Origin of the sequence: Pseudomonas sp. NPDC085632 (genome assembly GCF_044541255.1) — a bacterium.
Classification (GTDB): domain Bacteria; phylum Pseudomonadota; class Gammaproteobacteria; order Pseudomonadales; family Pseudomonadaceae; genus Aquipseudomonas.
In genome coordinates, this window is record NZ_JBITSX010000001.1 from 364,634 (window position 1) to 376,823 (window position 12,190).

Sequence of the window (12,190 nt, forward strand, 5' to 3'; positions counted from 1 at the left end):
GGTACTTGAGCCGGGTTTTATCTGGACAATCACGGTTGCGGCAGACAAGTGCCGACCTTTTCACTGTAGACAATGACCACACGACCTGTGTGAAAACCGACCGTCGGCCGTTTGTCGGCATGCCCACTAACAACCGCAATCCCTGTGGGAGCTGGCTTGCCAGCGATTGCGGTTGGTCAGTCACCTACATTATTGGATATGCCGACGCCATCGCTGGCAAGCCAGCTCCCACAAGGTTTTGTGTGTTCCCGCAGGGTCATGGGTTTATCATGGCCGGCAGAATCAACCCGCCTTCACGAGACCGCGCATGACTTTCGATTTTGATCAGCTATTCGACCGCCACGACACCGGCAGCACCAAATGGAGCCGCTATTCGGCCGACGTGTTGCCGATGTGGGTCGCTGATATGGATTTCGCCGCGCCGCCGGTGGTGATCGAGGCGCTGCAGCAACGCTTGCTGCACCCGTTGGTGGGTTACAGCGTGGCGCAGGACAACCTGCGTGAAGCCATCGTCGCCGACCTCTGGAACAAGTACGCCTGGAAGGTCAAACCGCAGGAGCTGGTATTCCTGCCGGGCGTTGAGTCCGGTTTCAACATGGCTCTGAAAGCGCTGGTGCAGCCACAACAGAATGTCGTGGTGCAAGTGCCCAACTACCCGCCGCTGCGCCACGCGCCGGGGCATTGGGGTTTGAACAAGGTTGAGCTGGAGTTCGTCACGCAGGCTGACGGTACATACCTGACGCCGCTGGATGTCTTGCGTGAATCGCTGAACGGTGGCGGCGCCCTGTTGCTGAGCAACCCGCACAACCCGATCGGCAAAGTGTTTGGCCGTGAGGAACTGCAAGCCGTGGCCGACATTTGTGCGGCGCAGGACGCGTGGATCATCTCCGACGAAATCCACGCCGAGCTGTGCTTCGACGGTCGCGTGCACATTCCGACCGCCTCGTTGAGCCCGCAAATCGCTCAACGCACCATCACCCTGATGTCGGCGAGCAAGGCGTACAACATCGCCGGCCTGAAGACTTCGTTCATGATCATTCAGGACGCCGCCCTGCGCGAACGCGTCAACCACGCCCGTTGCGGCATGGTCGACAGCGTCAATCCGCTGGGCATGGAAGCCACGCGCGTGGCCTATAGCGAAGCTGGGCCGTGGCTCGCCGAGCTGAAAACCTACTTGCAGGCTAACCGTGACTATCTGGTTGAAGCTGTGCGTAACCGCTTGCCGGGCGTGAGCATCAATGTGCCGCAGGGCACGTATCTGGCGTGGCTGGATTGCTCGGCGCTGGATCTGGACAATCCGCAGCAGTTCTTCCTCGAGCAGGGCAAGGTTGGCCTCAGCGCCGGTCTGGACTTCGGCGATCAACACCAGCAATTCGTGCGCCTCAACTTCGGCTGTCCGCGTTCACTGCTCGAAGAAGGCATCGCCCGCATGGAAGGCGCCCTGGCACAACGCAACACTTAAGAACACCACATCCCCCTGTAGGAGCTGCCGAAGGCTGCGATCTTTTGACCTTGCTTTTTAAAAGTTCAAAATCAAAAGATCGCAGCCTTCGGCAGCTCCAACAGGGAATTTGCGTCGCGTGGAAATCCGATCGAACTCACGGCAAGCACCCCGGGTCAACCGCCCATACCCGCCATGAGACCTCGGAGACCCGCGATGACCGACTATCCAAAACCACCCTTCCCCGCACAAGCCCAAGCCGTGCCCGGTTCACAACGCAAGATGGAACCGTATCCAGACTGCGGCGAGCAAAGCTACGTCGGCTCCGGGCGGCTGGCCGGCAAGATCGCCCTGATCACCGGCGCCGACAGCGGCATCGGCCGCGCCGTGGCCATTGCGTTTGCCCGTGAAGGCGCCGACGTGGCGGTGGCGTATCTGAATGAACACGAAGACGCCAAGGAAACCGCGCGCTGGGTCGAACAGGCCGGGCGTCAGTGCCTGTTGCTGCCCGGCGATATTGCGCAGAAAGCCCATTGCCAGGCCTTGGTCGACAAGACTGTCGAACGTTTCGGCCGCATCGATGTGCTGGTCAACAACGCCGCGTTCCAGATGACCCACGAGACCTTCGAAGAAATCCCCGACGAAGAATGGGTGATGACCTTCGACGTCAACATCACCGCGATTTTCCGCCTGTGTCAGGCGGCGATCAAACACATGCGCACCGGTTCGTCGATCATCAACACCAGTTCGATCAACTCCGATTTACCCAAACCCACCCTGCTCGCCTACGCCACCACCAAAGGCGCGATTGCCAATTTCACCGGCGGTCTGGCACAGATGCTCGGGCCAAAAGAGATCCGCGTGAACTGCGTGGCACCGGGGCCCATCTGGACGCCGCTGATCGTCTCGACCATGCCCGATGAAGAAGTGCAGAATTTCGGTGGTAACACCCCGCTCGGCCGCCCCGGCCAACCGGTTGAAGTGGCGCCGATCTACGTGCTGCTGGCCTCGGACGAAGCCAGTTACATCACCGGCCAGCGCTATGGCGTGACGGGCGGTAAGCCGATGCTGTGAGTAAACGCACTCCTACAGGGGCGGCGTGATAAGCGAAAGGGTCTCTGCAGGCGGCCGTCATTAATCACTGAAGGCGGCAAATCATGAGTTTTACTGTGTGGGTCGCGGTCCTTGGCGCGGTGCTGCTGACCCTGGCACTGACCTCGTCATACTTGCGCTGGATGCCGGTGACGACGTCGGCCGTTTGTCTGCTGCTGGGGATCGGCATCGGCCCCAGCGGTCTCGATCTGCTGAAGCTGTCGTTGGAAAACGCCTCGTTGTGGATGGAACATCTGACAGAAGTCGCGGTGCTGTTTTCTTTGTTCGTCTGCGGCCTGAAGTTACGTTTGCCACTGCGCGACAAGCGTTGGCGGATCGCTTTTGGTCTGGCCGGGCCGGTCATGGTGCTGACCATCGTCGGGGTTTGTCTGCTGCTGCACTTTGCGTTGCGCTTGCCTTGGGGGCCGTCACTGTTGATCGGCGCGATTCTGGCACCGACCGACCCGGTGCTGGCAGCGCTGGTCCAGGTCAACGATGCGCGTGATGTCGACAGTGTGCGCTTCGGATTGTCGGGCGAGGCCGGGCTCAATGACGGCGTGGCCTTTCCTTTTGTGATTCTCGGTTTGTTGCTGATTCACGGGGACGGTTCTGCCGCCGAGTGGCAGGGCTGGGTCTTGCGCAGCTTATTGTGGGCGGTGCCCGCTGGATTACTGACCGGTTACTGGATGGGCCGTGGCATCGGCCGCGTGACGCTGTCGCTGCGTATTCACAATGACGACAGCACGCTCAGCCCGAATGATTACCTGGCGCTGTCGCTGATTGCCCTGGCGTATGTCGTTGCCGAAGCCATTGGCGGTTATGGCTTTCTGTCGGTGTTTGCTGCCGGGTTGGGCTTGCGTCAGGTTGAAGTGAAATCCACCGGCGCCAGCCAGCCGCCCGCCGAGCACCTGGTGCAACCGGTGGTCGGTCATCAGAACGTCGAACCGCAACACGCGGTGCATGGCGACACCGAACGGCTGGAAAGCAGCCAGGTTGCCGCCGGCATCATGATGGGCGATATGTTGTCGTTCGGCAGTCTGGTCGAGCGCGCCATGGAAGTCTTTCTGGTGACCCTGCTCGGCGTGGTGCTGGTGGCGCACTGGGACTGGCGGGCGTTGCTGGTGGGCGGCGTGTTGTTCTGCCTGATTCGCCCGGTCTGCGTCGCGCTGATGCCTTGGGGCGCGTTGCTGCCGGGACGGCAACGGCTGTTGATTGGCTGGTTTGGCATTCGCGGGATCGGCAGCCTGTTCTATCTGTTTTATGCCTTGAATCACGGGCTGACCGATAGCGTGGCCACTGTGTGTACCGACTTGACCTTGTCGGTGGTAGCGCTGAGCATTTTGCTGCACGGCATCAGCACGCAACCGATCCTCGCCCGCTACGAACAACACAAAAAACGAAAAATCTGATTTTTCCAGGCGGATATCAGCAGGTGATTGATCGAATTTTTTTTTGTAAAAAAATGGATCCCGGGTTAACGGCTGACAGTCACAAGCATAACCCCCCGCCAGATGTTTTCGGCGGGGCCCGGCAGGTTCGGTTCCCCTGCGGCGCTAAGCCTATGAAACGGAATCCTTGAAGAAAAAGGTCACGGTCATGAAAGAATGCTCGACTCCTGCACAAATCAAGGCTTGCAGAGCACTGGCTCTGGAACGCAATCGTCAATTGTTCGATAACGCCCACACCCTCAACCGCGCGGCCAATGCGCTGCTCGATGTGGCTGATCTGGACATTGAACAGTTTGAGCGCTACCGAGCGCTGCGCAAGAAAGCCGATGCGATGTTTGAAGATGCCATCGACCATCTGTGCGTCTTGAACGAAGATTTTCCGCCGATTCCGATGTCGTCGCAGAACTCGGTGGCGTTGCGCCGGCAGCTTGAGACCGTGGAGTGAGCCAGAACAGCCCCTCACCCTAGCCCTCTCCCAAGGGAGAGGGAACTGACCGAGGTGAATGGTTGAGGTACGCCGACCTGAGATACCGGGTCGAACGCAGATTTTGAAAAGCACAAAAATCTGCTCCCGTCCCCCTCGCCCCCATTGGGGGAGAGGGCTGGGGTGAGGGGGATCGATCTGAATGGCAACACAAATTCCAAGCGAATGAAAAAGCCCGGCCACATAAGCCGGGCTTTTCTGTGCCACACAAATCATCCCCCCGGATTGGTCACCTGAATAAACACCGCATAACTCCCCAACAACACCCAGAACGTCGCAAAGATCCAAGGCGTGCGCACCGAAAACAGCAGCGACTTGCGATAGCCCTTGTGGCTCGATTCCATCTCGCTGAACAACGGCGATTCGTCATACGCCAAGCCCATCAGCGGCTCACTGTGCAGCAAGTGGCTCTGCTTGAAATGCCAGTGGTCGATGATGTCGTACGCCGCGCGAATCCCCGGCCAGGCGTTCAGCGAGCTGAGCAACCCGAGGAGCGCCAGAAACGGCGGCACCACCAGCGTGAACAACTTGCCCCACTCCGGATTGAGGTTGGCCATGCAGGACGCAAAGGCAATCACCAGAAACGATTGCGCGGCCAGATAGGCATCGGTGCGGTTGGCGAGGATGCTGGTTTCGTACTGGATCTCCCGCCGATAGAAATCCAGCCGTTCCTTCGGTGAGCCGAACATCTTGGCGTCGTGTTCGGTCAGGGTTTCTTCAGCAGTTGGCTCAGTCAGTATGCGAGACAAAAGACGCACGCTCCGGGGTGGGGAAAACGTTTAGAAGTCCCCGTTGGCGCGCAAGTTCAGCCGGATTGACCACCGTCTCACTTCATCGATTGCGCAATGATCGCCACCAGATTCATCTGCGTGAACGGCTTGGGTAAGCGTGGCAGTTGCGCGGCAAAACCTTCCAGGCGCTCGGCGTATCCGGTGGCGAGGATGATCGGCAGATCCGGTTTGAGCAGGCGCACCGCGTGGGCCAGTTGCGCGCCGCTCATCTGCGGCATGGCCATGTCGGTGATCATCAGGTCAATCACCTCGCCCTGATCGAACAGCGCCAGCGCCTGCGCCCCGGACGTCGCACTGACCACCCGATGGCCAAGGTCTTCGAGCAACAGGCTGGTGCTGGTCAACACCAGCGAGTCGTCATCCACCACCAATACGCTGAGTCTTGGCACCACCACCGGTTCGGCATGTGGCAGCAGCGGCTTGCTGGTCATGCCCTCGACGGCCACTGGAATCCACAGTTCAGCCGTGGTGCCCTGGGCCTTTTCGCTTTTGAGGACAAAACGCCCACCGAGCTGCTCCATGAAGCCGTGGACCATCGACAAGCCGAGCCCAGTGCCTTTGCCCAGACCTTTGGTGGTGAAAAACGGATCTCTGGCCGACGCCAGCGTGTGCTCATCCATGCCCTCGCCGCTGTCGATCACGCTGAGACAGACGTAACGACCTGCCGGCAGATCCGAATGACTGAGTTCAAGCACCACCTGCGGTTCAGCACTGATGCTGACCGAACCGCCGTCGGGCATGGCGTCGCGGGCGTTGGTCGCCAGGTTGAGCAAGGCCAGTTCCAGCTGATTGGTGTCCGCCAGCACCGGCTCGAGATCTTCGGGAAAACGCGTGTCGATACGGATGCCCGGCCCCAGGGAGCTGCGCAACAACCCGGTAATGCCCTGAACCAATTGCGCAATATCCACCGACTCGGTCTTCAGCTCCTGACGCCGGGCGAACGCCAGCATGCGCTGAGTCAGCGATACACCGCGCAACGCACCTTGGGTGGCGTTTTCCAGCAGACGGCTGATTTTCGCATCGTCGCCCACGCGCTTTTGCACGATCTCGAGGTTGCCGAGAATCACCGTCAGCAGATTGTTGAAGTCATGGGCAATGCCGCCGCTGAGCTGACCGATGGCCTGCATCTTCTGCGCCTGGAACAGCGCTTCACGGGTCTTCTCCAGCGCCTGCTGCGCTTGGTGGGCTTCGGTGATGTCACGGGTAATCTTGGCAAAGCCGAGCAACGTGCCGGTGTCGCCACGAATCGCATCAACCACCACATGAGCGAGAAACCGCGTGCCGTCCTTGCGCATGCGCCAGCTCTTGTTTTCGAAGCGGCCCTCACGGGTGGCGATTTCCAGCGCCCGTTGCGGCTCGCCGAGCTCGCGGTCTTCGGGGGTATAGAAAACCGAAAAGTGCTGACCGATGATTTCTCCCGGCAGATAACCCTTGATCCGCTGGGCACCTTGATTCCAGTTGCTGACCCGGCCTTCGGGGCTGAGCATGTAGATCGCGTAATCGGTAACGCCCTGCACCAACAAGCGGAACTGCTGCTCACTTTGCTTGAGGGTTTCCTCGGCCATTTTGCGGTCGGTGAGGTCGCGGGTGATCTTGGCGAAGCCGAGCAATTTGCCGTTGGGATCAATGATCGGATCAATCACCACGTGCGACCAGAAATTGGTGCCGTCCTTGCGCACCCGCCAGCCCTCGCCTTCGAAGCGCCCTTCTCGGATCGCGGTATCGAGCGCGCGTTGCGGCAGACCGGCGGCGCGATCATCCGCGGTGTAGAAACGCGAAAAATGCTCGCCGAGGATTTCCGCCTCCTCATAACCCTTGAAGCGTTTGGCGCCGGAGTTCCAACTGGTGATGATGCCGTCGGGATCGATCATGTAGATCGCATAGTCGACCACCGCATCGATCAGCAGACGAAAACGCATCTCTTCGATCGCCGCGGTCTTGTTGTTTTCGCTCATCACGCTCACCAGCCATTGTCATGAGCAGAAGTATGCGTCAATCCGGCGAATTGGGAAGCGGCCGGCTCATTTTTGATGGCCCACCAACGTGGCAGCAATTGTTTGATCCGGCTCTCGGCAAAGCGGTCGTCGATCAACATGACCACGCCGCGATCCTCGCGGGTACGGATCACCCGGCCGGCAGCCTGCACCACTTTCTGCACACCGGGGTACAGGTATGTGTAGTCGTAACCGGCGCCGAAGATCGCCGCCATGCGCAGCTTGAGTTGTTCGTTGACCGGATTGAACTGCGCCAGCCCCAGCGTGGCAATGAATGCGCCGATCAGCCGCGTACCGGGCAAATCGATGCCTTCGCCGAACGCACCGCCCAACACGGCAAAACCAATGCCCTGACTGTGCGCGGTGAACTGATCGAGAAACGCCTGCCGCGCCCCTTCGAGCATGCCCCGCGATTGCTGCCATAGGGTGATGTGCGGATAGCGCTCGGCCAGTAACGACGCCACTTGTTGCAGGTAATCGAAGCTGCTGAAAAACGCGAGATAGTTGCCGGGGCGTTCGCTGAACTGACGCGCGATCAGCTCGACGATCGGTTCCAGTGAGGCCTGCCTCTGGTTGAAGCGCGTCGAGATACGGCTGACGATCTGCACCTGTAACTGCTCGGCGCAAAACGGCGACTCGACGTCGATCCACACAGTGTCGGCGGGCGTGCCGAGCAAATCGGCGTAATAGTGACGCGGACTGAGGGTCGCGGAAAACAGCACGCTGCTGCGCGCCGCTTTCAGGCGTGGGCCGATAAACGCGGCCGGCACTACGTTGCGCAGGCACAACTGCGACAACGGCTTTTTGCGGTCGAGGTCGCGCTTGCTGATGTCGAACAGGTAATGCTCGTCGTACAGCTCCGCCACTCGGGCGAATTGCAGCAGGTCGAAATATAAGTTCTGCAAGGCGCTGTCGAGGCCCTGCGGATGGTCATTGAGGTAATCGCCAATGGCGGCGCAACACAGCGAGATCGCTTGCAGGAGTTTTTCCGGCGCCTTGTCGTACGCCTGATAGGCCGCCAATTGCGGCGCATGCAGCGCGTTCCATTCACGGTTGATCCGTTGCAGGGCGTTTTTCAGCGCCGGGGGCGCGGTTTTGCGCACGCTGCCCAGGGTGAACTGATCAAGGCTTGCGCTGTACATCTGCCGGCCGCGCTCGACGAGGTTGTGCGCCTCGTCCGCCAGCACCGCGACTTTCCATTGGTTGAGCTGAGCAAGCCCAAACAACAGAGCACTGAAGTCGAAATAATAGTTGTAGTCGGCGATCACCACGTCCACCCAACGCGCCATCTCCTGACTGAGGTAATACGGGCACACCGCGTGCTGCGCGGCGACCTCGCGCATGGCCGCTTGATCGAGCAGGCGGATTCGACTGGCTGCCTCACGCGCGGCTGGCAGGCGTTCATAAAAGCCTTGCGCCAGCGGACAGGATTCGCCGTGGCAGGCTTTGTCCGGGTGTTCGCAAGCCTTGTCGCGGGCGACCATTTCCAGCACCCGCAAGGGCAAGGCCGGCGATTGATCGAAGAGTACCTGACTGGCATCCAGCGCCAGTTTGCGCCCGGGTGTCTTGGCAGTGAGGAAGAACACCTTGTCCAGTTGCTGCGGCGCCAGCGCTTTGAGCATCGGGAACAGCGTGCCAAGGGTTTTGCCGATGCCGGTCGGCGCCTGGGCCATCAGGCAGCGGCCGGTGCTGACGGCCTTGAACACTGACTCGGCCAGATGCCGCTGACCGGGACGAAAATCCGCGTGGGGAAACGCCAGTTGTTGCGCGGCCAGATTACGCGCCTCGCGATGGGCCATTTCCTGTTCAGCCCATTGCAGGAACAGCGTGCATTGCTGCTCGAAAAAGGCTTTCAACGCATCAGCACTGAACGCCTCGACCAGACAGGTCTCTTTTTCGCTGACGATATCGAAATACACCAGCGCCAGATTGATCTGTTCAAGTTGGAGCTTACGGCACATCAACCAGCCATAGATCTTCGCCTGCGCCCAGTGCAACTGGCGGTGGTTGGCCGGTTGTTTGCTCAGGTCGCCACGGTAGGTTTTGACTTCTTCAAGGCAGGTTTGCGCCGGGTCGTAGCCGTCCGCCCTGCCCTTGACCTTCAATTGCCGGAACTCGCCTTCCAGCGCCACTTCGCTTTGATATTTCTCGTTGCGCCGTGAGGCCACGGTGCGGTGGCCGGCAATGCCTTCCAGCGCCGTGGGTGACGGCGTGAAGCGCAGGTCGAGGTCACCGGTCTTGGCGGTGAACTCGCACAGTGCGCGCACGGCAATGCTATAGCTCAAGCGATCTGCTCCGCCCATTGCACGTAACACACGGCCACGGGCATCTGGTGCTGATGGCAGAACTCGAGCCAGCGCAGTTGGTTGTCCTGCAGGCGGTCGCCGGGACCTTTCACTTCAATCATTCGGTAGGTTTTGTGCTGCGGCCAGAATTGAATCAGGTCGGGCATACCGGCGCGGTTGGCCTTGATGTCGAGCAGCAAGCGGCTGAACCAGTGCTTGAGGTGTTCGGCCGGCAGACAGGCCAGCGCCTGCTCCAGCAACGTTTCATTCAATGCGCCCCAGAACACGAATGGCGACTGGATACCCCACTTGTCGATAAAGCGCTGGCGAATGGTCGCGGCATAGCGACCGTCGTCAAGCTCGCGCAGACACGCCTGAAACAGCTCGGCGCGGCGTTGGTGGAAGTCTTCGTTGAGCAGGTCCACCGGCCCACGCTGGAACGGGTGAAAAAACGCCCCGGGCAACGGCGCGAAAATCGCCGGCCAGCACAACAGGCCGAACAGCGAATTGATCAGGCTGTTTTCCACGTAATGCACCGGACCGTCGTCATCGTGCAGATGCGCCTGCACGTAATACTCCACGGACAACGCGGGATCGGTGCGTGGCAATTGCAGGTCCAGACGCTCGACCGGTTTCGCCGGTATGCGCTTGAGCGGCGGGCCACCGAGTTTGCGCCGCACCCTTGGCAGAATCCGTTGCAGGCCTTGCTGCTCGGCGGCGCTTTCAGGTGCCTGCTCGGCGAGTGTGCCGAGTTCCAGCGCCAGTGCGTATTCACCGCTGCGCTCCAGCACACGAATCATGCGCAAACGGGCGCCGGGATAGGTGCAGTCGCGGTAAATGCTCAGGGCCAGGGCAAACTCAGCGAGACGTTCGCAATACTGGCCGATCTGGAACAGTACCTTGCCGCGCCGACGTTGCAGCCACGGGTTGTCGAAGTGCAGCGCACTGACTTGCTCAACGATGGTTTCCAGCGGCTCGCCGGCCTCGAAGCGTAATTGGCAGTCGTGCAGGAACAGGCAGGCGTCGACGTCTTCGCGACTGCGCAGGCCCCGCGAGTCGGCGCAGAATTCGACTTTTTCATAGGTGAAGATGCCAAGGTCGGCGAGGACGAACTCCGACCAGTCCTGATACAGGTTGCCGAAGAACATCAGCCGCAAGCGATCGCACAGGTCCATGATGGTCAGGCTGAACAAGCGATCATCGAGCAGCGGCGCCCAGTCGCGCAGGCTGCGAGGGTCTGCAAACCGAACAGAGAGGAGCGGCAGCCAATCGTCCTTGCGGCCCTTGGGCTGCTCAATGAAGGCTGCAAACGCTTGCAGGATCTCGGCCTTGAGTAACACGTCGAACAATTCGGCGATGTCCAGCGGCGCGTGTTCGTCGATCCAGCCACATCCCAGCAAGGGTTGCGCTGCCTCGGCGATGTCACCGATTTCAGCGTAATTGAGTTTGCCGGCCCGAAAATGCACGCCTTTGCGCATGACCATCCGCACCAGCAAACCCTGCGAGGCACGGGGCAAGGCTTTGAAGTCGCGGATGAACGCATGTTCCGTTTCGCTCATCACATCGGCATAGCGAAGCTCAAGCCAATCAAGCACTTGCCGGAAGTTATTAAGGTAATAGAACGGATCGTCGAGGGGATTGGCAGTCACGGGAATTCTGGGCCATGGCGAACGAGTACTGGTTATGCGTACAGATAACAGCTGTGCCCTGCCCGGCGCAAACGGAAAATGATCAATGGCATTTTTTCGCCGGGCCATCGAACTTTTCCTCCGGGGATGGCACCAACCGCGTTAGAGGGCCGACAATGCTCGGCATCACATCGAATGAGGATTTAGAGGTGGGTATGAAAATCAAATCACTGGGCATCCCTTTCGCCGTCGTTGCCGCGCTGGCACTGGCCGGTTGCTCGACCCCGACAGTGGTCACCCTGCAGAACGGCACCCAGTATCTGACCAAGGACATGCCGAAGACCAAAACCAAGGACGGCTTCTATGAGTTCGAGGATATTTCCGGGGCCAAGGTGAAAGTCCGTGCCGATGAAGTAGCCACGGTGCGCGAGGAAGACTAGGTTTCGCTAGTTTCCACGCTCCGCACTCGATCGTTCCCACGCTCTGCGTGGGAATGCAGCCCGGGACGCTCCGCGTCCCATCCAGAGCCGAACGCGGAGCGTCCGTTGAGGCATTCCCACGCAGAGCGTGGGAACGATCATCACACAGGAATTTCGTGTTATTCGAAGGTAGGCATACCGGGAATGCTGCCATCGCATGGCATGTACGTGCCGCCCCGCTTGACCACTTCACCCTGCAAGCGTCGGCAGCGTTCCAGATCCTGCTGCGCCATGCGATCGATGCTCAGATTGCCGGTGGTCTGCGGCTGTTTACCGTCACCCAGGCGCAGGGTCACGAACGGTTGTTCGGGCTGAATCTGAAAGCGGCTCTTCTCTTCAACCGGCTCGACCGCGTCGGATTTCGGCGGGCTCGGCAATTGATCGGTGGTGACGCCGTAACGGCTCAGAATCGAACTTTGAGGCAGATCGGCGCAGACATTGGCCGAACACAGCGCCAGTGCAACAAACCCGACATACCCCTTGAAACCTTTCACGTTTGAATCTCCTGTACTCAATGGCGGCTAGCTATAGAACGTGTGCGCACGTGC

10 protein-coding genes are annotated in these 12,190 nt (G+C 59.9%); 5 read left to right on the forward strand and 5 right to left on the reverse strand.

Going from position 1 to position 12,190, the window contains the following annotated elements:
- The first annotated feature begins 307 nt into the window (after positions 1-307).
- The 4 genes from ACIF4X_RS01555 to ACIF4X_RS01570 all read left to right on the forward strand — a co-directional run bounded on the left by ACIF4X_RS01555 (position 308) and on the right by ACIF4X_RS01570 (position 4,426).
- Positions 308-1,462 carry a MalY/PatB family protein gene (locus tag ACIF4X_RS01555; RefSeq protein WP_397480646.1) on the forward strand — a complete coding sequence of 385 codons (1,155 nt, stop codon included), beginning with the start codon at positions 308-310 and terminating at the stop codon, positions 1,460-1,462.
- A gap of 195 nt (positions 1,463-1,657) precedes the next feature.
- Positions 1,658-2,515 (forward strand): glucose 1-dehydrogenase, encoded by an 858-nt coding sequence (locus ACIF4X_RS01560; protein WP_397480647.1) that lies wholly within the window; start codon positions 1,658-1,660, stop codon positions 2,513-2,515.
- 83 nt (positions 2,516-2,598) lie between these two features.
- A complete protein-coding gene (locus ACIF4X_RS01565; protein ID WP_397480648.1) occupies positions 2,599-3,942 on the forward strand; it encodes a cation:proton antiporter in 1,344 nt (447 codons plus the stop codon).
- Positions 3,943-4,129: 187 nt separating this feature from the next.
- Positions 4,130-4,426 (forward strand): hypothetical protein, encoded by a 297-nt coding sequence (locus tag ACIF4X_RS01570; RefSeq protein ID WP_397480649.1) that lies wholly within the window; start codon positions 4,130-4,132, stop codon positions 4,424-4,426.
- Between the two features lie 251 nt (positions 4,427-4,677).
- Here ACIF4X_RS01570 and ACIF4X_RS01575 read toward each other — a convergent pair whose 3' ends face one another.
- The 4 genes from ACIF4X_RS01575 to ACIF4X_RS01590 all read right to left on the reverse strand — a co-directional run bounded on the left by ACIF4X_RS01575 (position 4,678) and on the right by ACIF4X_RS01590 (position 11,184).
- Positions 4,678-5,214 (reverse strand): hypothetical protein, encoded by a 537-nt coding sequence (locus ACIF4X_RS01575; RefSeq protein ID WP_016983364.1) that lies wholly within the window; start codon positions 5,212-5,214, stop codon positions 4,678-4,680.
- Positions 5,215-5,291: 77 nt separating this feature from the next.
- Complete coding sequence (locus tag ACIF4X_RS01580; RefSeq protein WP_397480650.1) at positions 5,292-7,211, reverse strand: PAS domain S-box protein; 1,920 nt, start codon at positions 7,209-7,211, stop codon at positions 5,292-5,294.
- A gap of 5 nt (positions 7,212-7,216) precedes the next feature.
- Complete coding sequence (locus ACIF4X_RS01585; protein ID WP_397480651.1) at positions 7,217-9,535, reverse strand: helicase C-terminal domain-containing protein; 2,319 nt, start codon at positions 9,533-9,535, stop codon at positions 7,217-7,219.
- The gene (locus ACIF4X_RS01590; protein WP_397480652.1) at positions 9,532-11,184 is read right to left on the reverse strand and encodes a VRR-NUC domain-containing protein; all 1,653 of its coding nucleotides are present in this window, start codon (positions 11,182-11,184) and stop codon (positions 9,532-9,534) included. Before ACIF4X_RS01590 ends, ACIF4X_RS01585 begins: the two co-directional genes overlap by 4 nt.
- A 194-nt stretch (positions 11,185-11,378) precedes the next feature.
- On the opposite strand from ACIF4X_RS01590, the gene ACIF4X_RS01595 reads away from it, so the two are divergent.
- The gene (locus tag ACIF4X_RS01595; protein WP_077572987.1) at positions 11,379-11,603 is read left to right on the forward strand and encodes a YgdI/YgdR family lipoprotein; all 225 of its coding nucleotides are present in this window, start codon (positions 11,379-11,381) and stop codon (positions 11,601-11,603) included.
- Positions 11,604-11,761: 158 nt separating this feature from the next.
- On the opposite strand, the gene ACIF4X_RS01600 is transcribed toward ACIF4X_RS01595, so the two are convergent.
- The gene (locus ACIF4X_RS01600) at positions 11,762-12,136 is read right to left on the reverse strand and encodes a hypothetical protein (RefSeq protein ID WP_397480653.1); all 375 of its coding nucleotides are present in this window, start codon (positions 12,134-12,136) and stop codon (positions 11,762-11,764) included.
- Between the last annotated feature and the right edge of the window lie 54 nt (positions 12,137-12,190).

Coding starts and splice junctions, on each gene's coding strand:
- ACIF4X_RS01555 (WP_397480646.1), top strand. CDS start 308: ATGACTTTCGATTTTGATCAGCTATTCGACCGCCACGACACCGGCAGC.
- ACIF4X_RS01560 (WP_397480647.1), top strand. CDS start 1,658: ATGACCGACTATCCAAAACCACCCTTCCCCGCACAAGCCCAAGCCGTG.
- ACIF4X_RS01565 (WP_397480648.1), top strand. CDS start 2,599: ATGAGTTTTACTGTGTGGGTCGCGGTCCTTGGCGCGGTGCTGCTGACC.
- ACIF4X_RS01570 (WP_397480649.1), top strand. CDS start 4,130: ATGAAAGAATGCTCGACTCCTGCACAAATCAAGGCTTGCAGAGCACTG.
- ACIF4X_RS01580 (WP_397480650.1), bottom strand. CDS start 7,211: ATGAGCGAAAACAACAAGACCGCGGCGATCGAAGAGATGCGTTTTCGT.
- ACIF4X_RS01595 (WP_077572987.1), top strand. CDS start 11,379: ATGAAAATCAAATCACTGGGCATCCCTTTCGCCGTCGTTGCCGCGCTG.